The sequence below is a fragment of the Erythrobacter sp. QSSC1-22B genome (genome assembly GCF_001678665.1).
Lineage (GTDB): Bacteria > Pseudomonadota > Alphaproteobacteria > Sphingomonadales > Sphingomonadaceae > Qipengyuania.
In genome coordinates, this window is the sequence record NZ_LZRP01000003.1 from 266425 (window position 1) to 292722 (window position 26298).

Below are 26298 nucleotides of genomic sequence, written 5' to 3' on the forward strand. Positions count from 1 at the left end.
TTATGACCATGCAACAAACCATCCACGTGGATACGGGCGCGCCGGCACCAGCCGCGCAGCGGGTGCGCGCGCCCATTGCCGACGACAAGGCCATGCTGCGCGCCGCGCGCGATCTCACCAAGGATATCGCCGAGGCGATCCCGGCGATCTACTGGACCGACATGCTGCTCTCCGCGGGCATCGGTTACGCCGCGTTGGCCGGGGCGATCTTGGTGGACAGCACGCTGCTCGCGGTTGCGCTAGGGCTGGTATCGGCGCTGGCGCTCTATCGCGCGCTGCTGTTCATCCACGAATTGTCGCATATTCACCGCACTGCGCTCCCGGGCTTCCGCACCGCCTGGAACCTGCTGGTCGGGATTCCGCTGCTGACGCCGTCCTTCATGTACGAGGGCGTCCACACACTGCACCATAAGCGCACCCAATACGGCACGGTGGAAGATCCCGAATATCTCCCGCTGGCGCTGATGAAGCCATGGTCGCTCCCGCTGTTCGTACTGGTGGCGCTGCTGGCGCCGGTGGCGCTGCTGTTCCGCTTTGCCGTGCTGGTGCCGCTGGGCGCGCTGGTGCCCGCCATCCGCAACCTTGTCTGGCAGCGGTTTTCCGCGCTCTCGATCAACCCGCGCTTTCGCCGCCGCCCACCCGAAGGCGAACTGGGCCCGCGCGTGTTTCGCCAGGAATCAGGCGGGTTCCTGTGGTCGTGGCTGCTGCTTGGCAGCGTGTTCGCGTTTGGCTGGAAGCCGCTGCTGGTCGCGCTGGCGGTTGTCTCGGTCACCGCGGTTCTCAACCAGCTGCGTACGCTGGTCGCGCATCTGTGGGAGAACGAGGGCGAGCCGATGACGGTCACCGCGCAGTTCCTCGATTCGGTCAATGTCCCGCCGCCCGGCGCCATCGCCGAGATCTGGGCGCCGGTCGGTCTGCGCTATCATGCGCTGCACCACCTGATGCCGTCGATGCCCTATCACTCGCTCCCCGAGGCGCATCGCCGGTTGCGTGACAATCTGGGCGAGGGCTCGACCTATGACGGCGCCAACCACAAGGGCATGATGATGCTGGTCGGACGGATCGCGCGCAGCACAATGCGGGTGCGCTGAGGGCGGGTGCGCTGAGGGTTTTTCCCGGCGGTTCTCAGCCGAGAAACCGGATCATTGCCACCCGCTGTGCGGGCTTTAGCCCGGCGCAGGCTTCGTTTTCGAGTTCGGAACTGAGCCGGAGATGCTCTTCAGGCTCCGCGACCTCGACGAAACCGAGCCGGGCGTAGAACGGCGCATTCCACGGGACGTCGCGGAAGGTGGTCAGCGTCAGCGCCGAAAATCCTGCGTTGCCGGCATCGATACCGCAGGCGCGGATCATGATGGCCCCGATTCCCTGCCGTTGCCATTGGGTGGTGACACTTATCTCGCGGATATGCAGTTCGCGCCCGCAGGGTTCGGTGACCAGAAACCCGACCACGCGATCCCCTACGGTGGCGACAAGGCTGTGACCCTTTGCAATCAACGCGCGATAGCGGTCGGCGGACGTGACCTGCTTCGGATCGATCCCTTCGATCCCGGGATAGCCCGCGAGCAGCTCTGCTGCGCTGCGCTCGATGGCCGGCAGCGCCGCGGCGTCATCGCGCCGTGCCAGCCTGATCGACCAGGCCGTCATTCCTCAGTGCGAACGAGCACCGTCTCACCCACCAGCAGGAACAGCAGGAACGGCGCCCAGGCAGCCAGGAACGGCGGGTAGCCGCCAAAATTGCCCATTGCGAGCGCAGCGTTGTCGACCACGAAATAGGCAAAGCCCAGCGCCATCCCGATGATTGCACGCACGAACAGCTGGCCCGATCGCGCCAGTCCGAAAGCGGCGATCGATCCCAGCAGCGGCATCAGCACCGACGACAGCGGCCCCGACAGCTTGTGCCACCACTTTGCCCGCAGTTCGTCGGTGCGCCTGCCGGCTTCCTCGTAGCGGCGAATGGAGTCGGTCAGCTCCCAGAACGGCAGGGCGTCGGGATCGACGGTCGCGAGGTCGATCTGCGACGGGGTCACCTGTTGGCCGACCACCAGTCGATCGAGGTTTTGCGAACCGGCATTCGACACTTCGAACCGGGTTGCCTGCTCCAGTTCCCAGCCGGGGGCGGCGTAGGTGGCACGCGGCGCGCGGACCTGCTCGATGATCATGCCCTCGGGACTGCGACGATACCAGGTGACCCCGGCCATCACGATCGCCTCGCCGCTGCCGCTGATCGAGGCGGCGGACAGGACGTTTTGCCCATCGGTCAAATAGATGTTGGCCTTGCCGCCCGATTCGGGCGCCAGCGCGCCGAATTCGGTCGCCTCCCAGGCCTTCAGCGTCTCGGTCGCGCGGGTCACGACCCGTTCGTTGAAGGAGAAGCTGATCACCGCCACCAGCGCAGCGGTCAGCAGCAGCGGCGACAGGACCTGATGCGCGGAGAGCCCGGCCGCCTTCATCGCGACAACTTCGCTGTTCTGGTTGAGCCCGACCAGCGTGATGAGTGTTGCCAGCAGCACCGAGTAGGGCAGGAAGCGCGCCACCAGCTGCGGGATACGCAAGCTGGCATAGGTGATCAGTTCGCCCTGGCCATTGCCCTCGACCGCGAGGATTCCTCCGCTGGCGGAAAGCAGGTCGAGCATCATCAGCACCAGCACGAGCATCACCAGCACCGCCAGGATGCGAGTGATGAACATCTTGGCGAGATAGACCGTCAGCGTTCGCGATGGAAAGAAATCGAGCTGCATCGTGCGTTTACTCTGCAGGAGCCAGCTGGGCATCGCGAGACTCGCGCCCTCGCCGGCCGAACAGTCGGCTGATCCAACGGGCGACCTTCGCGAACCCGGTCTCGAGCGCGCCGATGGCCTGGCCACCGGGCACGAAAGCCACGCGATAATACATCCAGACGATCAGCGCTGCGAAGATCGCGAACGGGCCCCACAACGCGATGAAGGGGTCGATCCTTCCCAACGCGGCGACATCCGCTCCGTACTGGTTCACCTTGTGGTACGAGACCACCATGACGATCGACACGAAGACGCCCAGCGCGCTGGACGATCGTTTGGGCGGGATGGCGAGCGCGACAGCGAGCAGCGGCATCATCATCATCATCACCACTTCGACCATGCGGAAATTGAAGCTGGCCTGGCTGGCGGTCCGTCTGACCTCCGGTTCTTCCTGGCTCCATCCGACGCGCAACAGTTCGGGAAGGATGAACTCGCGCTCGGCATCGCCGCGGCTGCGGAATTCCTCCATCCGCGGCAGGTCGATCGGCAGGTCGTGACGGCTGAAGGTCAGGACGCGGGGCGTCTGGCTTCCGGTGTCCTGGACGATGGTCCCGTCGAGCAGGCGCAGGATGATGGTGTCGGGGCTGTCGGTGGTAGCAAGAAAGGACCCTTCACGCGCGGAAATCGAGAGCACCTGGCCACGCTCATTGGCGACGCGGGCGAAAATGCCCTTGAGCTGGCGTCCGTCGTCCTCGCTCTCCTCGATCCGCAGCGCCATGCGATCGGCCAGCGAATTGAACTCGCCGACCTTGATCGAGGCACCCAGCGCACCCGAGCGCAATTCATAGTCGAGTTGCTCATAGGTGTAGCGGCTGATCGGCTGGATGTAGAACACCAGCGCGATGTTCACCGCCATCAGCACGAAGGTGATGATATAGGGCACCCGCAGCAGGCGCCCGTAGCTCTGGCCCACGGCGCGCATGACATCGAGTTCGCTCGATGTGGCGAGCTTGCGGAACGCGAACAGGATCCCGAGCAGCAGGCCAAGCGGAATGGCGAGACTGGCGTATTCCGGGATCAACGCGCCGAGCATCTTGAAGACCACGCCCACCGGCCCGCCCTCGACCGCGACGAAATCGAACAGCCGCAACATCTTGTCGAGCATCAGCAATGACGCCGCGAGTGCGAACACGCCGAGCATCGGCACGATCACGAGCCGGAAAATGTATCGATCGATGCTGGGGATGAAGTTGAACAAGGCTCGCCGTCACTTATCGAGGGGTCACCGGCCCTAGCGCGAAAACGCTGCCGGGTCATGCCCTATGGTTGGCTGGAGACGAGTGCGTGGGGCCTTGAGGGAGCCGCGCTTCAAGCCTTCTCAAGCGTGCATTGCAACGGATGCTCGTTCTGGCGCGCAAAATCCATGACCTGGTTCACCTTGGTCTCGGCGACTTCGTAGGGGAAGATTCCGCATACGCCGACACCCCTCTGGTGGACATGCAGCATGACCCGGGTCGCTTCCTCCATATCCATCCGGAAGAACCGCTTGAGCACGATCACCACAAATTCCATCGGTGTGTAATCGTCGTTAAGCAGCAGGACCTTGTACTGACTTGGTTTCTTAGGCTTGTCGCGAGTTTTGGTGGCGATACCGATCCGGCGCTCGGTATCGGAATCGTCGGAACCCGCGCCTTCGTCCTCGTCCGCGGCGCGCGGGGGGAAGGGCAGCTGGCTGCTAGAGGCGATCAGTCGAAGCATTGAGAACTACAATATCGTATGGCCGAGCCGCTTCGCAACCCATGGCGGGCGGATCGAGCCGGTTTCATGACAAAATAACCCGTTCGAGAGAGAATTTAGCCCGTTCTACCGGGCGGAAAACGAAAAACGGGCCGGACGGCATGCACACCATCCGACCCGCTGTCGTTTGTCTCCGGGCGCGAGAGAGAGGAGAGAGACGCCCGGCGACAGAAATCCTAACCCGCTCAGGCGGCGTTCGAGACCTTCTCGGCCGCGACGCTGGCACGGTTAGAGAGCGGCGCGAAAGCCTCGGTGACGAGCTTCATCATCGCTTCGGTGTTCTTCGAGGTCTGCGCGACGGCGGCATCGAAATTGCGACGGGCAATTTCACCCTGCAGCTGGAACAGCTCGGTCGGCGACTTGATCGCGGCCATCTTCTTGACGTCTTCGGTTACCGTGTCGGCGGCGGTCCGAGCATCTTCCATATAGGTGCGGCCCATGTCCTGCATGCCACTGGCGAGCAGCTTGCCGGTCTCAACGAGCGCTTCGACATTGCCCTTGGTGAATTCGGTGGCTTCGCCGGTCAACGCGGTGCCCTTTTCATAGGCTGCCTTGGCGCGGTTCTGCATTTCGGAAGCGGCTTCCTTGGCGGTGGCGGTGAAATCGGTAGCTTTGTTGGCGGTGGCCATGTTGGTGTCCTTGCGTTTGGTGATCGGGGTGTTGCGGGGCTGAGCGGGCTTCTTCGCCGGCGCCGGCTTCTGCGAAGCGGGCTTTGCGGCGCGAGCCTTCTTCTTTGCCGCAGTGGTTTTCGAAGCGGTCTTCGGAGTGGTTTTCGAAACGGGTTTCTTCTTGGCTACTACGGCCTTGGCGACCTCGGCAGCTTTGGCAGGGGCGGGCCTGACAGGTGCGGACTTGGCAGCATCGGGGGCTGCGGCCTCAACTGCCTTTTCGACGGCCTTGAGATCGACGCTGGTGTCCTTGACATCAGCTACGTTCCGGCTCGCCTCGGCGGAGGCCTTTTCGGATGCGGTATCGGGTTTGGTCTGGCTCTCGGCCATAAAGTCCTCGCTTCTTGCTGCAATGCACAAGTAGGATGCTGCAACTGCGAAGTCAAGGATTTATTGTGCACTGCACCATACCGGTTAGCGGGCCATGACGTAGCGTCCCGGGGCATCCTCGATTACCCTGTCGCCACGCGATCCGGGCTTGCGCTTGCCCGTCGCCGCCACCGTTTCACCGTCCTGCGCGCGCAACCATTCGATCCAGTCGGGCCACCAGCTTCCCGGATGCTCGACCGCGCCTTGCGCGAACTCATCCAGGCTGCCTGCTTCGTCCTCGTTGATCCAGTACTGGTACTTGTTGGCGTCAGGCGGATTGACGACGCCCGCGATGTGGCCCGATCCCGCAAGGACGAAACGGATTGGCCCGGCGAGGTGGTCGGTCATCCGCCAGACGCTCTGGGCCGGCGCGATGTGATCCTCGCGCCCAGCCTGGATATAGGAGGGAGTGCGGATCAGGCCGAGGTCGATGGGCGTCCCGTCGACGCTCAGCGCGTCCTTTTCGACCAGCCGGTTGTCGCGATAGAGATCGCACAGATATTGCTTGTGCCATTTGGCCGGCAGGTTGGTGACGTCGCCGTTCCAGTGGAGCAGGTCGAATGCGGGGTAGTCCTCGCCCAGCATGTAATTGTTGACGACGTAGTTCCAGATCAGGTCGGTGCCGCGCAGCATGTTGAACGCCGCCGCCATGTAGCGCCCGTCGAGATAGCCTTCGGGCGCCAGCCCCTCGATCGCCGCCAGCTGCTGGTCGTCGATCAGATTGAGCAACTCGCCGGCCTTTGCAAAATCCACCTGCGCGGTGAAAAAGGTCGCGCTCCTTACCTTGTCCTCTTCGCCGCGACGGTGGAGCACCGCCAACGTTGCGGCCAGCGTGGTGCCCGCGACGCAATAGCCGATGGCATTGACGGCGGGCACCTCGAGCCGATCGCGGACATGGTCGATCGCATCGATCTGGGCGCGGACGTAATCGTCCCACACCACATCCTTCATGCTCGCATCGGCGGACTTCCAGCTGACCATGAACACGGTGACGCCCTGCGCGACCGCCCAGCGCACGAAGCTCTTCTTCGCGTTGAGATCGAGGATGTAGAAGCGGTTGATCCAGGGCGGGAAGATGACCAGCGGGGTGGCGAGCACTTTCTCGGTGGTGGGGGTATACTGGATCAGCTGGTAGAGCGGGGTTTCGTGGACCACCTTGCCCGGGGTGACCGCGATGTTCTCGCCCAGCGTGAAGGCATTGGCATCGGTGTGGCTCAGCTGCCCGCGGCGCAGATCGGCCAGCAGATGCTCCATCCCCTTGACCAGATTGTCGCCGCGCGTTTCGAGCGTGCGTTCGAGCACCACCGGGTTGGTCAGCGGGAAATTCGCCGGGCTCGCGGCCTCGGTGATCGCCTTCGTGGTGAACCGCAATTGCTCACGCTTGTCCTCGGACAGGCCCTCGATCCGGTCCACCATTTCCCCGACACGTTCGGCGAGGAACAGATAGGTCTGATGCAGCAGCGCGAAGGCGGGGTGGGCGCGCCAGTGCGTGTCGGCGAAGCGCCGATCCTTGCGCGGCAGCTGCGGGTCGCCATCGGCAATTTCGTCCGCTTTGGGGCCGATGCCGTATTGCCCCAGCACATCTTCCCACAGCCGGAAGCCTTCATCCCACAACACTTTCTGCTGTTCGGCATGCGCCAGCGGCATTTGTCGGTACCAGCCCTGCGCCAGATTCATCCAGCGTGAAGGATCGAGATAGGGCAGCATGGTCTGCGGATCGGACATGCGCTCGGTCTGGTATTGCAGCCACATGCCTTGCAGTTTCTGCCCGACCTGAGCCCAGTGCTGCATATCCTCCGCCGCCACCGCCCGATCGTCCGCACGCCCCATCATGGGCGCGAACATCGCTTGCGCAAACTGCACCTGCGTCTCGAGCGCCTGGGCGAAAGGGTCGAATTCGGGATCGGTCCCCGGTTTGTCGGTCATTGGCAATTCTCTCCCACGAGCAAGCACGCCTATGCAGCACCCTAGATTATCCGCGCACCCACTATAGCGAGTGTCTTTGCGCGTGCCGCATGAATAGGTAATCAATGTGACAAGAGCCCCTCGTGTTCCGGGAACCCAGATGTCCGAACCCTTTTACCGTATCAAACGCCTGCCGCCCTATGTGATCGCCGAGGTGAACGCGCTGCGTCATGCCGCGCGCCAGGCGGGGCGCGACATTATCGATCTTGGCATGGGCAATCCCGACCAGCCGCCGCCGCCGCATGTGATCGACAAATTGTGCGAAGTGGCGCGCAAGCCCAATGCGCATGGTTATTCGCAATCGAAGGGCATTCCGGGGCTGCGCCGCGCACAGGCCAGCTATTACCAACGCCGCTTCGGGGTCGAACTCGACCCACAGAGCGAGATCGTGGTGACGATGGGGTCGAAAGAAGGGCTCGCCAGCCTCGCCACCGCGATCACCGCGCCGGGCGATGTGGTGCTGGCGCCGAGCCCGTCCTACCCGATTCACACCTTCGGCTTTATCATCGCCGGGGCGACGATCCGCTCGGTCCCGACGACGCCCGGCGAGGAGTATTGGCAGGAACTCGACCGGGCGATGCAATACACCGTCCCGCGGCCCACGATGCTGGTGGTCAATTATCCCTCCAACCCCACCGCCGAGGTGGTCGATCTCGCCTTCTACCAGCGGGTGGTCGACTGGGCGCGCGAGAACGGGGTCTGGGTGATCTCGGATCTGGCCTATTCCGAACTTTATTTCGACGGGGTGCCGACCCCTTCGATCATGCAGGCCGAGGGCGCGATGGAGGTCGCGGTGGAATTCACCTCGATGTCCAAGACCTATTCGATGGCCGGCTGGCGGATGGGGTTTGCGGTGGGCAACCGCGAACTGATCGCCGCGCTGACGCGGGTGAAGAGCTATCTCGACTATGGCGCCTTCACCCCGATCCAGGCAGCCGCCTGCGCCGCGCTCAACGGGCCGCAGGACATCATCGAGACCAACCGTCAATTGTACCAGAAACGGCGCGATGTGCTGGTCGAATCCTTCGGTCGGGCGGGATGGGACATCCCCTCTCCTGCCGCCTCGATGTTCGCTTGGGCGAAGCTGCCAACGGGGTTCGAAGGCATGGGCAGTCTCGAATTTTCCAAGCGACTGATCGAGGAAGCCGATGTCGCGGTCGCCGCCGGGGTCGGCTATGGCGAGGAGGGCGAAGGCCATGTCCGCATCGCCATGGTCGAGAACGAGCAACGCATCCGTCAGGCGGCGCGCAACATCAAGCGCTTCCTCGCCAAGGGAGCGGCTTGACCGCGCAGCCTGCGACCGACCGAACTGGACAGCGCCGCATCGCTCGCGCACCATCGCCGCAAACCTTTCAGGAGATCGATCCCCATGCAGCCCACCCCCATGCAGTTCAGTGACCGAATTTCCGTCGAACTTGCCGACAACGGCGTTGCGAATGTCCGCCTGACCCGCGGCGACAAGATGAACGCGCTCGACCCGGCGATGTTCGAGGCGATCATCGCAGCGGGCGAGCATCTCCGCACGCTCGCGGGCCTGCGCGCAGTGGTGCTCTCGGGCGAGGGGCGGGCGTTCTGCGCGGGTCTCGACATGGCGAGCTTTACCGCCGCGCCATCGGGCGAGGCCGCGCCATTGACCGAGCGCACCCATGGCAATGCCAACAAGTTCCAGGAGGTCGCGATGACCTGGCGCAAGTGCCCGGTCCCGGTGATCGCGGCTGTGCATGGCGTGTGCTTCGGCGGCGGGCTGCAGATCGCCAGCGGCGCTGATATCCGCGTCGTCCACCCGCAGACGCGGATGGCAATCATGGAGATGAAATGGGGGCTGGTGCCCGACATGGGCGGTTATGCGCTGTGGCGCGGGTTGATCCGCGACGATGTGTTGCGCGAACTGGTCTATACCAACCGCGAATTCACCGGCGAAGAGGCCGCGACCTATGGGCTGGCGACCTTCGTCGAGGAGGACCCGCTGGCCCGCGCGCAGGCGATCGCCGAGACCATCGCCAGCCGCAACCCCGAAGCGATCCGCGCCGCCAAGCGGCTGTCGGACTCGATGCTGGAGGGCGACACCGAGTCCATCCTGCTCGCCGAAAGCGAGGAGCAGGCTACTGTCATCCGGCGGCCCAATCAGGTCGAGGCGGTGATGGCGGGGATGCAGAAGCGCGCACCCAGCTTCACCGACAACTAACTCCGACTAGTTCGGGTCCGGCACCCAGCGGCGCAGATCCTCGGGGCTCTCGTCGGCGACGATCATGCCCGCGCTGCCCACCGGTTCGCGCGCCCCACTGGTGAGCAGGTCGAGCGTCGCCCTGTCCCCCGGCGGCACACTCGCCAGTGTCCGCGCGCCCGCAGGGGTGCGCGCCACGACCGTTCCCAGCCGGGGCGCGCCGTCGCGCGCGTAGTGCACGGTGTAGGTCTCGATCGTGGCTTCGCCGCAATAGCTCTCGTCGAGCGGCGGAATTGGCCCGCGCAAGTCATCGGCCTCGGCCTGATAGTCGAAATCCTGCGGAAACTGCGCCTGTGTAGGCTCGGCTGACAGCAGGATGGTGTGGTTGTGCGTGGCATAGCCGCCATTGGCGAACAGCAATCCGCGCCCCCGCGTCTCGCGCAAGGTCTCGACCATGCAGGCGAGCGCATGGCTCATGTAATTGCCGATCGGTCCACCGCCGAAGGTCAGCCCGCCAAACCGGGTGATCGGCCGGTCCAGCGGCCAGTTGAGCACGCGCCGCGCCATCTTGGGAACGCAGGGGAAGCAGCTGTAGAGCTCGACATGATCGAGATCGGCGGTGGTGACGCCGTTCAGTTCCAGCGTCCGCATGATCGACACGGTCAGCCCGGGCGAGGCGGCGTAGCTGTCGCGCTGGAGAAAATCGTCATGCTCGTGCGCGGCGGCGCCATGGCCGATATGGATCAGCCGCTCCTCGGGGATGCCCCGGCGGCGCGCTTCGGCGAGGCTGGCGACCAGAAACCCCGCCCCCTGATTGACGGAGGAATTGGCGACCTGGAGCTTGGTGTAGGGAAAGGCGAGCGGGCGGTTGCGCTCCGATGGCGCCACCACCGCTTCGGGGGCGACAGCCTCGCGGATCCAGGCGTGTTCGCATTGCGCGGCGACCGCGCTCATCCCCGCCCACAGCGCGCCGCTCTCCGCTTGGCCCTCATCCAGCGACTGGCCATAGGCGGCGCGGCCGGCGTTCTCGTAGAGCGGATAGACATCGACCGGCACCGTCAGCCCGTGGCTCTGCGCGTAGCCCACGCGCCGCCGGTGGCTGGCATCGCGCAGGGCATTGGGCTTGTCGTCGCCGGCCTTGGCTTTGGCCGCAGCGAGTTGCGCGGCGGTACGCAGCGCCTCTGCGCCGACCACCGCGCAGATTCGCGCCTCGCCGGCACCGATCCGGTTGGCGGCCTCGTGCAGCAGGCGGATCGGGCTGTCGCCATTGGGCATGGCGGTCTGCTCGCTATGGGCGGGCGCGATGCCCAGCGCTTGCGCGAGCTTGCCGTCGACCGGATTGAGCTGCGGCCAGGCCAGCTGGCTCACCACCGCCAGCGAGTCGCACTGCGCCAGCAACCCGCCCCCCGCATCCGCGTCGGCGCGGCGGAGCGCTGCGGCCATCAGCCCGATCGGGTCGAGCCCGTCTTCGGGGCGATCCGGGCGATCGTTGACCTGGCCCACCCCTACGATCACCGGCGTCCGTTCCGCCTTCTCGTCCCGTTCGTCCATGCGACATCTCTCCCTTGCGCGCCTCTCGTACGACCGATACGCGTTGCAAAACGAAACACAAAGGGAGAGCAGCCATGAAGACCCGCATCACCGAAATGTTCGGTATCGAACACCCGATCATCCAGGGCGGCATGCATTATGTCGGCTTTGCCGAGCTGGCGGCGGCGGTGTCCAACGCCGGCGGGCTGGGGATCATCACCGGGCTGACGCAGGGTACGCCCGAGAAACTCGCCGCCGAGATCGCCAAATGCCGCGAACTGACCGACAAGCCGTTCGGCGTGAACCTCACCTTCCTGCCCAGCGTCAATTCGCCCGACTACGGCGGCCTCATCAAGGTCATCATCGAGGGCGGCGTCAAAGTGGTCGAGACCGCGGGCAACAATCCGCAGGCCGTGCTGCCGCATCTCAAGGATGCCGGTATCAAGGTGATCCACAAATGCACCAGCGTGCGCCACAGCCTGAAGGCGCAGGCGATCGGCTGCGATGCGGTCAGCGTCGATGGCTTCGAATGCGGCGGGCATCCGGGTGAGGACGACATTCCCAACATGATCCTGCTGCCGCGCGCGGCTGACGAGCTCGACATTCCCTTCGTCGCCAGCGGCGGGCAAGCCGATGCACGCAGCCTCGTCGCCAGCCTCGCGATGGGGGCCGAGGGGATCAACATGGGCACCCGCTTTATCGCGACCAAGGAAGCGCCGGTCCACGAGAACGTGAAACAGGCGATCGTCGCGGCTTCGGAGCTCGACACCCGGCTGGTGATGCGCAGCTTGCGCAACACCGAGCGGGTGATGGCCAATGATGCGGTCGATCGCCTGATCGAGAAGGAGCGCAAGCTCGGCGCCGATCTCAAGTTCGAGGACATCATCGAAGAGGTCGCGGGCGTCTATCCCCGGATCATGATGGAGGGCGAAATGGATGCCGGCGCGTGGTCCTGCGGCATGGTCGCCGGGCTGATTCACGACACCCCCACCTGCAAGGATCTGATCGACACGATCATGCGCGAAGCCGATGAGATCATCCGCCAGCGCCTGACCGGCTTCCTGAACGCCTGAGGACCTTACCCATGCTCGATACCGCCAGCCGCTTCGCCTACAGCGACGATCACGAAGCCTTCCGCGGCACCGTCCGCAAGGTCTTCGCCGAACACATGACGCCGTTCCTCGATCGCCACGAGGCGGAAGGCATCGTCGGGCGCGAGGCGTGGAAGGCGCTGGGCGAGGCGGGGATGCTGTGCCCGACCGTCGCCGAGGAGAACGGCGGGCTGGGACTCGATTTCGGCTTCAACTGCGTGGTGACCGAGGAACTTGCCTATCTCGGCAGCTCGGCGGGCTTCACGCTGCAGAACGACATCACCGCCAATTATTTCGAGCGGCTGGGCACCGACGAACAGCGCGCCAAATATCTCCCCGGAATGGTCTCGGGCGACATCATCACCGCCATCGCCATGACCGAACCGGGCGCAGGCAGCGACCTGCAGGGCATCCGCACCACCGCCACGCTCGATGGCGACCACTGGGTGATCAATGGCTCCAAGACCTACATCACCAACGGCCAGAACGCCGATTGCGTGATCGTGGTCGCCAAGACCGATCCCAGCCAGGGCGCCAAGGGGACCAGCCTCATCCTGGTCGACGCCGGCACCCCGGGGTTCGAGCGCGGGCGCAATCTCGACAAGATCGGCCAGCATTCCGCCGATACCTCCGAACTGTTTTTCCAGGATTGCCGGGTGCCGAAGGATAACCTGCTTGGGCAGGAGGCGCGTGGCTTCATTCACCTGATGGAAGAACTGCCGCAGGAACGGCTCTCGATCGCGGTCGGCGCGCAGGCCGGTGCGCAGCGCGCCTTCGACGAGACTGTGGCTTTCGTGAAGGATCGCAAGGCGTTCGGGCGCACGGTGATCGAGTTCCAGAACACCAAATTCGTCCTCGCCGATCTCAAGGCCAAACTGCAGGTCGGCTGGGCGCATCTCGACTGGGCGATCACGCGCCATCTGGCCGGTAACCTCACCACCGACGAGGCCAGCGCTGCCAAGCTGTGGCACACCGAACTGCAGTGGGAGAGCTGCGACATGGGGCTGCAATTGCATGGCGGCGCGGGCTATATGAACGAATACCCGATCGCCCGGCTGTGGCGCGATGCGCGGGTCCAGCGGATCTATGGCGGCACCAGCGAAATCATGAAGGAAGTGGTCGGGCGCGCCATTTGAATTCAAGGCGCCGCGCCGTCACAATCAGGTCACACTAGCGCGCCACGCCGGTCCTCTCCCAAGGAGGGCCCCGGGGTGGAAACCGTCACGATATTTCTGACCGCCGAACTCGGCGAAATGCTCGAGACCTTCGAGCACGAAGGCACGCGCTTCGTTTTTGCGCGGCTGGGCGCGAACGGGCCCGACCGGCTGGCCGAAGGTGCGGTGTGGGTGTTCATCGACTGGGTCCTGCCGACCATGGCGGGGCTCGAGCTGTGCCGCCGGCTTCGCGCCGATCCGCGGTTGCAGGATGCGCATGTCACCATGGTGCTCGAAAGCGGCGAGGCCGAGGACCGGCGTCGCGCGCTGCAGGCGGGGGCGGACGACTATCTGATCGGCCCGCTCGATCGCCGCAGCGTGCTCGACCGCGTGCTGGCGCTGCGCTCGCCGCTCGAGCAGCGCCAGATGGCGATGGTGCTCGATCTCGGTCCACTGACCATCGATCTGGGAGCGCTCCAGGCGCGCTGGGAGGGCGAGCCGCTCAGCCTGCGGCCCAACGAGTTTCGGCTGCTGCGTTTCCTCGCCGAAAACCCCAACCGCGTCCTCACCCGCCAGGCGCTGATCGCCGGGCTGGGCAAGCAGGATTCGCCGATCGACGAACGCACCGTCGACGTCTGGGTGGGGCGCCTGCGCCGCGCGCTCGAAGCGGTGGGTGCCGAGCCGCCGCTGCGCACCGTCCGTTCGGTCGGCTACGTCTACGACGCAGCCTGAATCGGCTGTTCGTCGAACCAACGAAAAAGGGCCGACCCGCAGGCCGGCCCTTTCTGTGAGCTCGGGAACAGATCAGCTCAGAATTCGGCTGAGAGGCCAACCCCGAAGCTGCGCCCCACCTCCCAGGTGTTGATATCGATGCGCGTGGTGCCGTTATCCTGGAACTCGATATGGTCGCGGCCGGTGATGTTGCGCGCTTCGAGCTTCAGTTCGAGCGGGATGCCGAAAGCGTCGAGTCCCTGACGATAGACCAGATCGACCCGCAAGCCCGGATCCTCGACGATGTCGGGGAGCGAGGCGGTGCCGCGGCTGGTCACGCGATCGCTGGCATAGCTGAACAGGACGGTGAACTGCTGCAGCGTCTCCTGGTCTTCCAGCCCGAGCTGGAGATTGACCAGGTGATCCGACTGGCCGGTCAGGGGAACCCCGTCGCGGAAGAAGTTGGTCGCCGCCTGATCGGCGAAGGGGAACACCCGGGCGATATCGTCGGGCCCCACCTTCAGTTCGGATTGGGTGTAGGTGTAGTTGGCGATAACCAGGAACTGCTTGGTTTCCCAGAATCCGCCCCAATCATAGAGGTCCCGAGTGACCTGTGCTTCGAGTTCGGCACCATAGAGCGTTGCTGCGGGGGCGTTGGCAAAACCGCTGATCTGGTCGTTGTCCGAAAAGCTCGAGAAGATCTCGATCGGGTTTTCCAGATCCTTGTAAAATCCGGCCACACTGATCCGATCGCCGCCGCCCATGTAATATTCGAGTCGTGCTTCGTAATTGGTCAGTTCGGTGTCGATCAGGCTCGGATTGCCGTTGAACTGGCGGTTGCTCTCCGGATCGAAATAGGTCTGGAAGATCAACTCGCGGAACTGCGGTCGGGCGATCGTCTTCGAAGCGCTGAGGCGCGCCTGGAGATCGGGCAGGATCTCGTAGGTGAGCGTCGCCGCTGGCAGAAAGTAGTCGTTCGCGATCAGCGTCGAACTGTTCGATCCCAGAGTTTCGGCAAAGACCTCGACTGGATTGACGGTTTGAACGGCGTCCTCGTAGCGGACCCCGATATCGAGCGTCAGCCCGGCCATCGGGCTGATGTTGAGCTTGCCGTAGGCGGCATGGATTTCCAGCCCCGCATCGAAAGCGGGATCGGATTCGGTGGTTTCGAAGATGTTGAACTCGAACGGGTCGAGCCCGGCGGCCGCTTGCGCCTCGGGGTTGAAGCCCAGCTCGATCAGGGCATCTCCAAGCAAATTGTCGGGCCGGAAGGCGCCGAAAGCGTCGGGGAAGCCGGTCGAGGCGCGGATATCGAATTCGCGTCGGGTCGAGAAACGCTTGGTGTCAGTATAGGCATAGCCGACCGTTGCGCTCAGCCAGTCGGTCGCGGAATAGCTGAGGTCGATGCCGCCGTAATAGAGATCCTCGGTGAGATCCGAGAACGACACGATCGCACCGCCGCGTTGGGGATCCAGAGTGTTCAGGAACAGGTCGCCAATATCGGAGGCATTATTGGCGCGGCTGTAGGTGAATTCCCAGTCGAACGGCACTTCGCGCTGGGTCTGGGCGTAACCGCCCCGTAAATCGACCGATAGGTCTCCAAATTCCAGTTCGCCGACGAATTGCGTATCGAGCAGCTGCCGCTCGTACCACGACGTGTTCTGGATCAGATCGGTATCATTGTCCTGAAGGTCCTCGCCCAGAGAGAGCGCTGAACGCTTGAGCGAATCGCGGATGAACAGATTGGTGAAACGAAACTGGTGTTCGCCGAGCTCGAGACCGAAGCCGAGCAGGCCATTGACCGTGATCCGGTTGTCGGTGACGAAATCGACGAAATCGCTGTTGAGATCGAGATCGGCATTGATCGCGCTCTGTGAGATTATGCGGCGATTGCGCCACTTGTTGCTGAGCGAGGCCGTGGCGATCACGCCGAACCTGCCGGTGTCGCCGAAATCGAAACCGGTGCCTGCGGTGATGCCGCCCGACATGTTGATCGGCAGGAAATCGTTCTTCTGCAGCAGAATACGATTGGGATTGCCGAGTTCGAGCAGGATGCCTTTGGTATCGACATCCTGGTCGTTGATACGGGCACCGCTGTCGAAGAAATTCTGCAGGTTGGGGCCAAGATCGCGACTGCCGTCGTCGAAGCCGAACCAGTCGTATTGCGAGCCGTAATAGGTGTAGCCGGTCGAGAACGTGGTTTGCTCGTCGCCGCTGCCGCTGACGCTGATCTCGAGGAAGCTTTCGTCGGGGATCGCCTTGGTCGTGAGGTTGATCACGCCGCCGCCGAATTCGCCGGGGAAGTTCGCCGAATAGGTTTTCTGGACCAGCGAGGATGCAATCACGCTGGTCGGGAAAATATCGAGCGGGACCACACGGCTGAGCGGTTCGGGCGAAGGTAGCGGGAGGCCGTTGAGCAGCGCGAGCGAGTAGCGATCGCCCAGGCCGCGGACATAGACCAGGCCGTTGGCACCGGTGGAAAGTCCGGTGACCCGGCTGAGCGCACCGGCGATGTCGCCTTCGCCGGTGCGCGCAATAGCTTCTTCGCTGAGGACCGAGACCACCTGGGTCGAGGAGCGCGCGGGGTCGGTGCGCCGTTGACCGGTCACGATGATGGTGCCGCCGCCGCCGGGAATCGAGACGTCGGGCTGTTCTTGCTCGGACTCGTCTGGCTGCTGCGTTTGTGCGGTGCCCTGGGCGGTATCCGTCAGAACCTCGTCCGCATTCTCGTCGGGCGTGGCGCCCTGCGCACCGGTGCTGGGCGGTCCGCCCGTACCTTGCGCGCCCGTACCTTGCGCGAAAGCGTATCCCGGAACGGACAGCGCCGTGGTGAAAAGCAGCAACCCTGCCAGCCGCTTACCAGTCGACATGTGGTTTGACCCCCTCATTTGTGGTCGTAATTTCAAGGAACCCAACGGGTTCTTGCGTAGGAAAAGGGGAGCGGCCGCACCGATACGGCCGCTCCCCGGGCTCCGTCTTAGGAATAGACCGGCAGCGAGGTGCACGCAGAGACGTTCGGGTCGAACGTCACCGTGGCGGAGTTGCAGGTCCAGCCGTTGATCCAGGTGTCGTTACCCGGATAGACCGCACCGATATTGGTCGGAACTTCGAAGAAGCTCGACAGCGAGGTGGGGTTGAACACCGCAACGCCGTTCTCGTTCGCGCCGTTGCGGAAATCCATCGACAGCGTGTTTGTGAAGTTGGCGTTGTTGTTGGTGCCGGCCTCGAAATTGGCCTGAACCTGCGCCGCGGTGACCCCACCGCCGCCGCTGCGGAAATCGGTCGCGCAATCGAGTACGAAGGAGTTGAATACCGGCGGACCGGCCTCGTCCTGCGCGGCATTCGCTGCCCGAAGGGTGTTCGAACCGTCGAACCGCAGGCAGGGCGTGGCTCCGGTCCGATCGACCAGCACCGAGTTGACGATCGCGAGATCGGCACCACCGCGAAGGCGGATAGCCTGGTCGCGCACGCTGCTGTTGGCGATGAAGGTGGCATTCGAGATCTGCAGGTTCTGACGCGGGATCGACTCTTCGAAGGCATTGCCCGAGTCCGATTCGATGATGGCATCCGAGCCGGCGGCCCGCTGGGCCACGATCACGAACTGGGCGTTGGTCTTTGCCCCGGTGTCGACGTCGAGCGAGTCGTCTTCCGCACCGACGACGATCAGCCGTTTGACGTTGACGTAGCCGCCGAAGAATTCGACGCCGTCGTCCGAGCTGTTGTAGCTCATGATGTTATTAAAGGTCGTGCCCCTTCCGGTGCCGCCGGTGGTGAGCGACTGCAATTCGTTGTCGCCCGACAGGACGAAGCCCGAATAGCGGATCTGGACGAATGCGAGATCGCCGGAATCATCGTCATTGGTGCTGCCGCCGAAGACGGCAGGCTGCGCCGCCCCTTCGACCTGACGTTCGCAATTGACCGATCCGGGGGCGGCGCCCGGGGCGATGCAATCCGTGACCTGCGCGCGACCGGAGAGCACTACACCCCCCCACTGGCCCGAGGAATTGGCGTTGTTGAGGCCCTGAACGTTGTCGCGGCTGGTAAAGATGATCGGTCGGGTCTGGGTGCCCACCGCGCGGATATCGCTGCCGCGATTGACGTTGAGGAAGCTGGCGCCGCTGGCGTAGACGATCACGCCCGGCTCGATGGTGAGCAGCGCGTTGGTGTCGCTTGAGCCGTCGCTGGCGTCGGGGGCGGGGCCACCGTCGTTGCCGACATCGACGCGTCCGTTCATCCGGTAGAGGATGCCCTGATTGTAAGGCAGCGTGGAAGACGCCGTGAAGCGCGCTGGCAGCGTACAGACGCGGTACTCGCCGGTCGGTCCGGTGATCGTGCCGCTGTCGGTCAGCTGGTCGGGGTTGGAAATGGTCGGGCAGCCGCTCGCCGGGGTGACCAGCGAACTGGTCGGCGTGGGGGTTGGCGTCGGGGTTGGCGTCGGGGGCGGGTTGTTGATGATGACGTCCCCGCCCGTTCCCGGCGAGACGATTTCATCGGCCCCACAACTCGCCAATGCGAGCGCGGAAGTGCCAAGTACGAACGAGCGAGTGATTGTTTTCACGGTTTACGGTCCCCTCAAAAACCGGATGGATAGGCGCGAATTTCTGATCGCGAATCATCCGCTAGGCCCGCCACGTGACAGTTTTGGTCTCTCCATGACATTTCCGCGACAATCGCCCGAGAAAGCCGCTTCGGCAGGAAGCTGCGCGGAGATATGACTCAACGATGACAATGTTACAGATATATTGCAGTCGGCTTTGCGATGTGTTCCAACAGCCATCCAGAGAGCGTAAGGAGAGAGAGCATGTTGGGGATCGCCCAGAGTATCGCCATTCTGGCCATGGCGCAGGCAGCGCAGGCACCGGCGACAGACAATTACGGCTACGAGGCGCTGGTAGAAGGTCGCGAAACCGCTGCAATCGCGACGATCATGGACAACGACCAGATCGCGAATGACGACCCGGCGCGGCTGATCAATCTTGGTATCGCCTATGCGCGCAAGGGTGACGCGGCACTCGCCCGGCAATTGTTCGAGGCGGCGCGCGACAACCGCGACCGGGTCGAACTGGAGACTGCGGAGGGTGAGTGGATCGATTCCCGCCGCCTGGCACGGCAGGCGCTCGCCATGCTCGAGCGCGGCGAATTTTCCGAGGGTGCGCGCATCGCAGCCCGCTAGGAGCCGAGCGAACCCGGTCAGGCCTGTCTTTTAGGCATCAGCCGTTTCTCTTGTGGGACGAACGGCTGGAACTCAGCTCATTCAGGACGCGCTGACGATTTCATTGTCACCCGCGTGTCATGTATAGCGCCCAACGGGGGGTCTGACTGTGGAGAGCGCCATGATTCGTGCCGCGTGCACGCATAGCCTCCTGGCAATGTGCCTGGCCTTTGGTGCCACACAAGCCAGGGCGGACGTGTTACAAATTGATGATGACGGTGCGCGCTGGATTGCCGGCCGTCTTGCTGCGTCCGCGTCGGAATTCGGCACTGTCACTGTCGAGTCCGACAATGGTCTTCTTGAGGCGGCCGATGCCGAAAACGAGTCTTCGGCCCTTGTTTCGCATCCTGAATTCATCGTCGGCGACGCCGCGCGGCATGCTCAGGGCGTCCCGCAGGTTTACCAGGCCAAGGTCGCCGAACTGGCGCGCCGCTTCGATCTCAGCGCTTCGCTGATCGAGGCGCTGGTCTGGCAGGAGAGCCGGTGGCGTGCCAACGCGCTTTCGTCAGTCGGAGCGCGCGGCCTCGCCCAGCTAATGCCCGGGACGGCCCGCGACCTCGGCGTCGACCCCGACGATCCCTTCGCCAATCTCGAAGGCGGCGCGCGCTATCTGCGCGAACAGCTCGACCGTTTCGACGGCGATCTCGAGCGTGCGCTGGCGGCCTACAACGCTGGACCGGGGCGGGTGATCCGCGCCGGCGGCATCCCGCGTATTCGCGAGACCCAGCATTATGTCGCGGCCATCATGGGCCGCCTGTCCGATCATTCCCGGGAGTAGTTTCTTGATGCGTTCGATGTTCCGTCTTGTTGCACTGGCGCTGTTCGGCGCACCGACCGCCGCGCTGGCGCAGGCTACCGATCCCGCGGGTTCGGGCCCGGTAGTGGCTGCAGTCGGCTGGTTGCAGGGTACGCTGCTGGGCAACGTCGCCACCGCGGTCGCGGTGATGGCGGTCGCCGCCGTGGGTTTCATGATGCTGACCGGTCGCCTCAACTGGCGCTTCGGTGCGACCGTGATCCTGGGCACCTTCATCCTGTTCGGTGCCGCCTCGATCGTCGCAGGCATCCAGCAAGCGGCGGGAGCCTGAGGTGCAACAGCTTGTTCGCCACCCCGTCCATCGCGCGCTCACCCGCCCGCAGATGTTCGCGGGCGTGACGTTCAACTATTTCATCATCAACGGCATGGTGACGACCGAGCTGTTCCTGATCACCGGCAGCTTCTGGGCTGTGCCCGCTGCGTTGCTGATCCACGGGATCGGCTATTTCGCCTGCCTGCGCGAACCGCGCATCTTCGACCTGTGGATCACCAAGGTGTCGAAATGTCCGCGGGTGAAGAATTACAACCGCTGGGGCTGCAACAGCTACGCCGCCTGACGCGTAACGGACGAAGGACCGCTATCGCATGAGCAATTGGATCGGAGCTGCCGCATGGAGCGCCAAGGAAGCGCGCGCGGGCGATCGGCTGCCCTATGCGCGGCTGGTCGACGGCAACACACTGCTGCTGCGCGACGGCTCGCTGATGACCGCGCTGCAGGTGCCCGGCCTGCTGTTCGAGACCGAGGACAGCGAGGCGCTCAACGCCCATGCGGCGACCCGCGAGATCATGCTGCGCTCGACGCTGGATGCGCGCTTCGTGATGTATCATCATGTGGTGCGCCGCCGGGTCGAGGTCGATCTCGATGGCACCTATCCCGACGATTTGAGCCGCCATATCTCCGAGCGCTGGAAGGAGCGGCTGGGTTCGGGTTCGCTGTTCATTAACGACCAGTTCGTGACGCTGATCCGCCGCCCAGCGCGTGGCAAGGCAGGGCTGGTCGAGCGCGCGTCCAAGGCATGGCGCCGCAAGGGCCAGACCGAGGTCGAGGCCGACCCCAAGGACATGCGCTCGCTCAAATCGGCCGCGACCGGGCTGATGGCTTCGCTCGCCGCCTATGGCGCGCAGCCGCTGGGCGATTACGAGAGCCCGCAGGGCGCCACCAACAACGAACTGCTCGAACTGCTCTCGGCACTCTACAATGGCGAGATGCGCCCGGTGCGCCGTCCGTCTGACGATGCCGATATCGGCAATATGCTGCCCTACCGCCGGGTCTCGTTCGGGCTCGACGCGCTCGAGCAGCGCGGTTCGGGCGCACCCGAATTTGCCGCGATCCTCGGGCTCAAGGATTATCCCGAGGCGACCAGCCCGGGCCTGCTCGACCCGCTGCTGCGGCTGCCGTTCGAGATGGTGGTCAGCGAAAGCTACGCCCCGCAGGAGCGCCAGACCGCGCGCGAGCGGATGGATCTGGCGATCCGCCGGCTCAAATCCGCAGACGAGGAAGCCGCCGCCGAACGCGCCGACATGCTCTCGGCGCGCGATGCGCTGGGCAATGGCGCGGTGGGTTTCGGCGATCATCACCTGACCGTGCTGGTGCGCGAACGAGATCTCGCCCGGCTCGACGATGCGACCGCCGCTTGCGCCGCCGCGCTGGCCGACACCGGCGCGATCGCGGTGCGCGAGGATACCAATCTCGAGCCCGCCTTCTGGGGCCAGTTCCCCGGCAACGAAGGCTATCTGGTTCGCCGCGCGTTGATCTCCAGCGCCAATATGGCCAGCTTCGGCTCGTTCCACGGCTTCGCGCTGGGCAAGGCCGAGGGCAATCACTGGGGCGAGGCGGTGACGCTGCTGCAGACCACCAGCGCGACCCCGTTCTTCTTCAATTTCCACCACGGCGATCTGGGCAATTTCTCGGTCATCGGCCCTTCGGGTTCGGGCAAGACCGTGGTGATGAATTTCCTCGCCGCGCAGGCGCAGAAGTTCAAGCCGCGCACGGTGTTGTTCGACAAGGATCGCGGCGCCGAGCTGTTCATCCGCGGGATCGGCGGGCGCTACGACCGGATCAGCGCGGGCGAGCCGACCGGCTTCAACCCGATGGCGCTGGCCGACAACGCCACCAACCGCGCCTTTCTGCGCGACTGGCTGGGCGTGCTGCTCAAGGCCGAGGGGCCCGAGGAATCGGCCACCATCGCAACTGCGGTGGATGCCGCCTATTCCAATGACGGCTCGCTGCGGCGGCTGCGGCATTTCAAGGAACTGCTCTCGGGCACCCGCCGCCCGCAGCCGGGCGATCTCGCCGATCGGCTTGCCGCCTGGATCGGTGAGGGCGAAAACGGCTGGCTGTTCGACAATGCCGAGGACCGGCTGGACCTGACCACGCGGGTGGTCGGTTTCGATATGACCGCGCTGCTCGAGAACCCCAAACTGCGCACCCCGACGATGATGTATCTGTTCCACCGGATCGAGGAGCGGCTCGACGGCGATCCGACCATGATCCTGATCGACGAGGGCTGGAAGGCGCTCGACGACGAGGTCTTTGCCGCGCGGATCCGCGACTGGCTCAAGACGCTGCGCAAGCGCAACGCGCTGGTCGGTTTCGCGACCCAGAGCGCGCGCGATGCGCTCGAAAGCCGTATTTCCACCGCATTGGTCGAGCAGACCGCGACCATGATCTTCATGCCCAACAGCCGCGCGCGTCCCGAGGACTATTGCGACGGCTTCGGGCTGACCCAGCACGAGCTGGCGTTGATCCGCACCTTGCCTGCACACAGCCGCTGCTTCCTGATCCGCCAGCCCGACGCCAGCGTCGTGGTCCGGCTCGACCTGTCGGGCGCACCCGAGGTGCTCACCGTGCTCTCGGGCCGCGAAGGTTCGGTGCGGCGGCTCGATCTGCTGCGCGAAGCGGTCGGCGACAATCCCGCGGACTGGTTCCCCTCGCTCACCGGTGCGGCGTGGCCGGGCGGCGGCGCCAACGACAGCCATGGCGACATCCCCGAGCGACTGGCCGCCGAATGACGGTCAATTGCCAGCAGGTGGCCCAGGAGGTCGGCTCGGGAGTGGCGGCAGCGCTGCGCGCGGTCGATTGCACCGCGGGCAATCTCACCGCAGAGGCGTTCGGGCGGCTGTTCGCGCCCGGCGGCTCGATGGCCGCGGTGCTGACGATCCTGCTCACGATCTACATTGCGATCTTCGGTATCCAGCTGCTCACCGGAAGGTCGAGCATCGGGGTGCGCGCGCTGACCCCGCGGATGATCACCGTGGGTCTGGTGCTGACCTTCGCAACCAGCTGGGTCGCCTATCAGAGCGTGGTCTGGAACCTCGCTATCGGCGCGCCCGACTGGCTGGCCGGCATCCTGACCGGCACGACCGGGTCCGCCACCACCACCTTCGCGCAAAAGATCGATGTGGTCTTCCTCGCGGTCCAACAGGCGAGCGCCGGGGCCGAGGATATCTCGGCGTTCTCTCCGGAGGGCATGATGTGGCTGGGCGCCATGCTGTTCATGCTGGGCACGGTCGGCCTGCTGGTGACCGCACGGATCGCGTTGGCGGTGCTGGTGGCGCTGGGTCCGGTGGTCGTGGTGATGGCGTTGTTCGACGGGACGCGCGGCCTGTTCGCCGGCTGGCTCAAGGGCGTAACCATGCTGGCGCTGGCGCCGCTGTTCGCGGTGATCGGCGGCAGCGTGATGCTCGAGCTGGCGGTGCCGATCCTGGCCGTGCTGGTCGCGAACCCAGGGCAGGTCGATGCGCAGGCGGCGATGGGCTTTTTCATGATCGGCGCGGTCCATGTCGCGCTGATGGTGCTGGTACTCAAGACTGCGGCTACCATGGTCGGCGGCTGGACGGTGTTCGGTCTGGTGCGCTCGGAAAGCGACCGTCAGGATGCGCCGACCATTGTCCAGGCGCCTGCCGCGGCAGTTGCTGCGCAACCCGCCACCGAGCAGGCGCAGGCCACCTCTCAGGTGCTGGCGCAGGCGCGCCGGATCGATATCGCCGCGCAGCCGGTCGCGATGCCGGCCAATGACTCGGGCGGCGCGGCGCAAGCCGCACAGACACGCACCACCAAGGTTTTCAACGCCGCTTCGGGCACAGGTCAGGCGCAGCCCGCCATCGCCCGCATCTCGCGCGCGCAGGGCGTCGGCAGCCGCTTCCGCTCGGCCAATACCAGTTCTCTGGAGTCCAAGAAATGATCCGTCCGACCGCCACGGCGCTCGCCGTCGCCCTGTTTTCCGCAACGCTGGCCGTGCCGCTATCCGCGCAGGACGACCGGCTTGTCGAAGTGCCCTATGACGAAAGCCGCGTCGTGCGGGTCAACGGGCAGGTGAAGGTCCAGGCGACCATCCGCTTCGATGACAGCGAGGCGATCGAGAATGTGGCGGTCGGCGATTCGACCGCCTGGCAGATCACTCCCAACAAGCGCGCGAACCTGCTGTTCGTGAAGCCGCTCGAACCGCGCGCCTCGACCAACATGACCGTGGTGACCAACAAGCGCACCTATCTGTTCGATCTGGTGGCCAGCCCGAACGCGAAACCGCTCTACGTCCTCAGCTTCACCTACCCCGACGAGCCCGAGGAAGAGCCGGCGCAGCTTGCCGACGCAACCACCGCGGCAGAACGCGACGCGAGCCAGGATCCGCTTGCAGTGCTCGATCCGGCCGAGCTCAACTTCGCCTGGGCCGGCTCGGGCGATGCCGCGCTGCTGCCCGTGCGCACCTTCGACGATGGCGAGGCGGTGTTCCTGACCTGGCCGCAAGGCCGCCCCGTGCCGGCCATTCTCACGACCAATGCCAAGGGCGACGAGGGCCCGGTCAACTTCACCGTCCGCGAGGATGTGATCGTGCTCGACGGCGTGCCGCGCGAAATCGTGCTGCGCTCGGGCGAGGAGAAAGCCATGCTCGTCAACACCGGTCCGGTGCGGCCGCAACGCGAAACACGCGCCGAAACGAACTCCGTTTCGGCAGGAGAGGTGGAATCATGAAACTGGCCATGCGCATGCCGCCCAAGAGCGGTCTCTCCGGACCTGCCAATGATGTCGATCCGCGCGACGGTGCGGATGCCGAAATCATCGATCTGGCGCAACGCAACAGCTTCCCGATGGTCGCCGCCAAGAAGGGGCGCAGCGAAGGGGTCGGGATGGTTGCCGGCATCGCGCTGGTCGCCGCACTCGGCGCGGTGACGCTCTGGAGTATGAATTCGGCGCGCGTCGCCGAGCCGGAGGGAATCGGCAGTGCAGCGCCGCAGCAGGCGGCTGCCGCCCAGCCGGCCGCGGTCGCAACGCCAGCAGCCGAAGCAATCCAGCCTGCCACGACGGCGCAGGTTGCAGCCTATGCAGACCCCGCGCCATCCCCGGTCTACTCGGCACCGCCGCAATCGATGCCGAGCACCAATCCCTACTCCAGCCCGACGCTGGTGTTCGACTCCGGTGCTTCGGCGGCCACGCTGCAGGCTGGACCGGTCGCCGCGGGCGAGGCTGCCGCAGCGATCGCCACCGGCGATTCAGCCAGCGATTTCGCCAGCCGCGTGGGCGGTGTCGGCGGCGCTCCGGCGCAGGCAAGGGCGATGACCAATCCCTCGACGACGGTGACGCAAGGCACGCTGATCCCGGCGGTTCTGGAAACCGCGATCGACACCAACGTGCCGGGATTCGTTCGTGCAGTGGTCAGCCAGGATGTGAAGAGCTTTGACGGGACCCGGGTCCTGGTTCCCCGTTCGAGCCGCTTGATCGGCCAGTATCAATCCGGCCTGCAGGGCGGGCAGAAGCGCGCCTATGTCATCTGGACCCGTCTCATCCGACCCGATGGCGCCTCGGTGAACCTCGCCTCGCCTGCGGTTGGCTTCGACGGGACCACCGGGCTAGAGGGCAGGGTCAGCGGCAACAGCTTCTTCCAGCGCTTCGGATCGGCAATGCTGCTCTCGGTCGTTGGCGGGCTCTCCGCGCTCGGTTCGGGCGGCGCGTCTGTGGTGCTGGGCGGGGCGGGACAATCCGCCGCCGGTGTCGCCGCGCAGCAGGATGGCCAGCGCGGCCCTACGGTGCGCGTGCGCCAGGGCGAGCCGATCCGCATCTTCACCGCGCGCGACCTCGATTTCACCCAGGTCAGCTGAGCGAGCGTCC

The 26298-nt window shown here is 64.9% G+C and carries 23 protein-coding genes; 14 read left to right on the top strand and 9 right to left on the bottom strand.

Annotated elements, in window-relative coordinates:
- The first annotated feature begins 2 nt into the window (after nucleotides 1–2).
- Nucleotides 3–1091 carry a fatty acid desaturase gene (locus A9995_RS07220; protein WP_067610802.1) on the top strand — a complete coding sequence of 363 codons (1089 nt, stop codon included), beginning with the start codon at nucleotides 3–5 and terminating at the stop codon, nucleotides 1089–1091.
- A gap of 34 nt (nucleotides 1092–1125) precedes the next feature.
- On the opposite strand, the gene A9995_RS07225 is transcribed toward A9995_RS07220, so the two are convergent.
- From A9995_RS07225 to A9995_RS07250, 6 genes are all read right to left on the bottom strand, one after another.
- Nucleotides 1126–1644, bottom strand: a complete 519-nt coding sequence (locus A9995_RS07225) for a GNAT family N-acetyltransferase (RefSeq protein WP_067610804.1) — start codon at nucleotides 1642–1644, stop codon at nucleotides 1126–1128.
- On the bottom strand, nucleotides 1641–2738 hold the full coding sequence (gene lptG, locus A9995_RS07230; RefSeq protein ID WP_067610806.1) for an LPS export ABC transporter permease LptG: 1098 nt from the start codon (nucleotides 2736–2738) through the stop codon (nucleotides 1641–1643). The genes A9995_RS07225 and lptG overlap by 4 nt, the downstream gene beginning before the upstream one ends.
- A gap of 7 nt (nucleotides 2739–2745) precedes the next feature.
- Nucleotides 2746–3975: an LptF/LptG family permease gene (locus A9995_RS07235; protein ID WP_082992551.1), complete on the bottom strand. Its 1230-nt coding sequence runs from the start codon at nucleotides 3973–3975 to the stop codon at nucleotides 2746–2748.
- A gap of 110 nt (nucleotides 3976–4085) precedes the next feature.
- The gene (gene clpS / locus A9995_RS07240; RefSeq protein ID WP_067610808.1) at nucleotides 4086–4475 is read right to left on the bottom strand and encodes an ATP-dependent Clp protease adapter ClpS; all 390 of its coding nucleotides are present in this window, start codon (nucleotides 4473–4475) and stop codon (nucleotides 4086–4088) included.
- Between the two features lie 224 nt (nucleotides 4476–4699).
- The gene (locus tag A9995_RS07245) at nucleotides 4700–5512 is read right to left on the bottom strand and encodes a phasin family protein (RefSeq protein WP_067610810.1); all 813 of its coding nucleotides are present in this window, start codon (nucleotides 5510–5512) and stop codon (nucleotides 4700–4702) included.
- 84 nt (nucleotides 5513–5596) lie between these two features.
- Nucleotides 5597–7477 carry an alpha/beta hydrolase gene (locus A9995_RS07250; RefSeq protein WP_067610812.1) on the bottom strand — a complete coding sequence of 627 codons (1881 nt, stop codon included), beginning with the start codon at nucleotides 7475–7477 and terminating at the stop codon, nucleotides 5597–5599.
- Nucleotides 7478–7616: 139 nt separating this feature from the next.
- Between A9995_RS07250 and A9995_RS07255 the strand changes: the two genes are divergently transcribed.
- Both A9995_RS07255 and A9995_RS07260 read left to right on the top strand, forming a co-directional pair.
- Nucleotides 7617–8801: an LL-diaminopimelate aminotransferase gene (locus A9995_RS07255; RefSeq protein ID WP_067610815.1), complete on the top strand. Its 1185-nt coding sequence runs from the start codon at nucleotides 7617–7619 to the stop codon at nucleotides 8799–8801.
- An 84-nt stretch (nucleotides 8802–8885) separates the two neighbouring features.
- Complete coding sequence (locus tag A9995_RS07260) at nucleotides 8886–9701, top strand: crotonase/enoyl-CoA hydratase family protein (RefSeq protein ID WP_067610817.1); 816 nt, start codon at nucleotides 8886–8888, stop codon at nucleotides 9699–9701.
- 6 nt (nucleotides 9702–9707) lie between these two features.
- Here A9995_RS07260 and A9995_RS07265 read toward each other — a convergent pair whose 3' ends face one another.
- The gene (locus tag A9995_RS07265; protein WP_067610818.1) at nucleotides 9708–11231 is read right to left on the bottom strand and encodes an acetyl-CoA acetyltransferase; all 1524 of its coding nucleotides are present in this window, start codon (nucleotides 11229–11231) and stop codon (nucleotides 9708–9710) included.
- A gap of 74 nt (nucleotides 11232–11305) precedes the next feature.
- On the opposite strand from A9995_RS07265, the gene A9995_RS07270 reads away from it, so the two are divergent.
- From A9995_RS07270 to A9995_RS07280, 3 genes are all read left to right on the top strand, one after another.
- Nucleotides 11306–12283, top strand: coding sequence for a nitronate monooxygenase family protein (locus A9995_RS07270; protein ID WP_067610820.1), 978 nt, complete (start codon nucleotides 11306–11308; stop codon nucleotides 12281–12283).
- Between the two features lie 11 nt (nucleotides 12284–12294).
- Nucleotides 12295–13437 carry an acyl-CoA dehydrogenase family protein gene (locus A9995_RS07275; protein ID WP_067610822.1) on the top strand — a complete coding sequence of 381 codons (1143 nt, stop codon included), beginning with the start codon at nucleotides 12295–12297 and terminating at the stop codon, nucleotides 13435–13437.
- Nucleotides 13438–13512: 75 nt separating this feature from the next.
- Entirely contained in the window at nucleotides 13513–14187 is a 675-nt protein-coding gene (locus tag A9995_RS07280) for a response regulator transcription factor (RefSeq protein WP_233998125.1), read from the top strand.
- A 77-nt stretch (nucleotides 14188–14264) separates the two neighbouring features.
- On the opposite strand, the gene A9995_RS07285 is transcribed toward A9995_RS07280, so the two are convergent.
- Together A9995_RS07285 and A9995_RS07290 are read right to left on the bottom strand one after the other, a co-directional pair.
- Nucleotides 14265–17036: a TonB-dependent receptor domain-containing protein gene (locus A9995_RS07285; RefSeq protein ID WP_067610824.1), complete on the bottom strand. Its 2772-nt coding sequence runs from the start codon at nucleotides 17034–17036 to the stop codon at nucleotides 14265–14267.
- Nucleotides 17037–17143: 107 nt separating this feature from the next.
- Complete coding sequence (locus tag A9995_RS07290; RefSeq protein WP_067610826.1) at nucleotides 17144–18724, bottom strand: hypothetical protein; 1581 nt, start codon at nucleotides 18722–18724, stop codon at nucleotides 17144–17146.
- 243 nt (nucleotides 18725–18967) lie between these two features.
- Between A9995_RS07290 and A9995_RS07295 the strand changes: the two genes are divergently transcribed.
- The 8 genes from A9995_RS07295 to A9995_RS07330 all read left to right on the top strand — a co-directional run bounded on the left by A9995_RS07295 (nucleotide 18968) and on the right by A9995_RS07330 (nucleotide 26288).
- Entirely contained in the window at nucleotides 18968–19339 is a 372-nt protein-coding gene (locus A9995_RS07295; protein WP_145916851.1) for a hypothetical protein, read from the top strand.
- Nucleotides 19340–19499: 160 nt separating this feature from the next.
- On the top strand, nucleotides 19500–20156 hold the full coding sequence (locus tag A9995_RS07300) for a lytic transglycosylase domain-containing protein (RefSeq protein ID WP_067610830.1): 657 nt from the start codon (nucleotides 19500–19502) through the stop codon (nucleotides 20154–20156).
- A gap of 7 nt (nucleotides 20157–20163) precedes the next feature.
- Nucleotides 20164–20463 carry a TrbC/VirB2 family protein gene (locus A9995_RS07305; RefSeq protein ID WP_067610832.1) on the top strand — a complete coding sequence of 100 codons (300 nt, stop codon included), beginning with the start codon at nucleotides 20164–20166 and terminating at the stop codon, nucleotides 20461–20463.
- 1 nt (nucleotide 20464) lies between these two features.
- Nucleotides 20465–20749: a type IV secretion system protein VirB3 gene (locus A9995_RS07310; protein ID WP_067610834.1), complete on the top strand. Its 285-nt coding sequence runs from the start codon at nucleotides 20465–20467 to the stop codon at nucleotides 20747–20749.
- 28 nt (nucleotides 20750–20777) lie between these two features.
- On the top strand, nucleotides 20778–23204 hold the full coding sequence (locus A9995_RS07315; RefSeq protein ID WP_067610836.1) for a VirB4 family type IV secretion/conjugal transfer ATPase: 2427 nt from the start codon (nucleotides 20778–20780) through the stop codon (nucleotides 23202–23204).
- Nucleotides 23201–24376, top strand: a complete 1176-nt coding sequence (locus tag A9995_RS07320; protein ID WP_067610839.1) for a type IV secretion system protein — start codon at nucleotides 23201–23203, stop codon at nucleotides 24374–24376. The genes A9995_RS07315 and A9995_RS07320 overlap by 4 nt, the downstream gene beginning before the upstream one ends.
- Complete coding sequence (locus A9995_RS07325) at nucleotides 24373–25164, top strand: TrbG/VirB9 family P-type conjugative transfer protein (RefSeq protein WP_067610842.1); 792 nt, start codon at nucleotides 24373–24375, stop codon at nucleotides 25162–25164. Before A9995_RS07320 ends, A9995_RS07325 begins: the two co-directional genes overlap by 4 nt.
- Nucleotides 25161–26288, top strand: coding sequence for a TrbI/VirB10 family protein (locus A9995_RS07330; protein ID WP_233998126.1), 1128 nt, complete (start codon nucleotides 25161–25163; stop codon nucleotides 26286–26288). The genes A9995_RS07325 and A9995_RS07330 overlap by 4 nt, the downstream gene beginning before the upstream one ends.
- Nucleotides 26289–26298: the final 10 nt, after the last annotated feature.

Coding starts and splice junctions, on each gene's coding strand:
- A9995_RS07325 (WP_067610842.1), top strand. CDS start 24,373: ATGATCCGTCCGACCGCCACGGCGCTCGCCGTCGCCCTGTTTTCCGCA.
- A9995_RS07305 (WP_067610832.1), top strand. CDS start 20,164: ATGCGTTCGATGTTCCGTCTTGTTGCACTGGCGCTGTTCGGCGCACCG.
- A9995_RS07275 (WP_067610822.1), top strand. CDS start 12,295: ATGCTCGATACCGCCAGCCGCTTCGCCTACAGCGACGATCACGAAGCC.
- clpS (WP_067610808.1), bottom strand. CDS start 4,475: ATGCTTCGACTGATCGCCTCTAGCAGCCAGCTGCCCTTCCCCCCGCGC.
- A9995_RS07220 (WP_067610802.1), top strand. CDS start 3: ATGACCATGCAACAAACCATCCACGTGGATACGGGCGCGCCGGCACCA.
- A9995_RS07250 (WP_067610812.1), bottom strand. CDS start 7,477: ATGACCGACAAACCGGGGACCGATCCCGAATTCGACCCTTTCGCCCAG.
- A9995_RS07265 (WP_067610818.1), bottom strand. CDS start 11,231: ATGGACGAACGGGACGAGAAGGCGGAACGGACGCCGGTGATCGTAGGG.
- A9995_RS07300 (WP_067610830.1), top strand. CDS start 19,500: ATGATTCGTGCCGCGTGCACGCATAGCCTCCTGGCAATGTGCCTGGCC.
- A9995_RS07295 (WP_145916851.1), top strand. CDS start 18,968: ATGTTGGGGATCGCCCAGAGTATCGCCATTCTGGCCATGGCGCAGGCA.
- A9995_RS07225 (WP_067610804.1), bottom strand. CDS start 1,644: ATGACGGCCTGGTCGATCAGGCTGGCACGGCGCGATGACGCCGCGGCG.
- A9995_RS07260 (WP_067610817.1), top strand. CDS start 8,886: ATGCAGCCCACCCCCATGCAGTTCAGTGACCGAATTTCCGTCGAACTT.
- A9995_RS07270 (WP_067610820.1), top strand. CDS start 11,306: ATGAAGACCCGCATCACCGAAATGTTCGGTATCGAACACCCGATCATC.
- A9995_RS07245 (WP_067610810.1), bottom strand. CDS start 5,512: ATGGCCGAGAGCCAGACCAAACCCGATACCGCATCCGAAAAGGCCTCC.
- A9995_RS07315 (WP_067610836.1), top strand. CDS start 20,778: ATGAGCAATTGGATCGGAGCTGCCGCATGGAGCGCCAAGGAAGCGCGC.
- A9995_RS07330 (WP_233998126.1), top strand. CDS start 25,161: ATGAAACTGGCCATGCGCATGCCGCCCAAGAGCGGTCTCTCCGGACCT.
- A9995_RS07285 (WP_067610824.1), bottom strand. CDS start 17,036: ATGTCGACTGGTAAGCGGCTGGCAGGGTTGCTGCTTTTCACCACGGCG.
- lptG (WP_067610806.1), bottom strand. CDS start 2,738: ATGCAGCTCGATTTCTTTCCATCGCGAACGCTGACGGTCTATCTCGCC.
- A9995_RS07320 (WP_067610839.1), top strand. CDS start 23,201: ATGACGGTCAATTGCCAGCAGGTGGCCCAGGAGGTCGGCTCGGGAGTG.
- A9995_RS07255 (WP_067610815.1), top strand. CDS start 7,617: ATGTCCGAACCCTTTTACCGTATCAAACGCCTGCCGCCCTATGTGATC.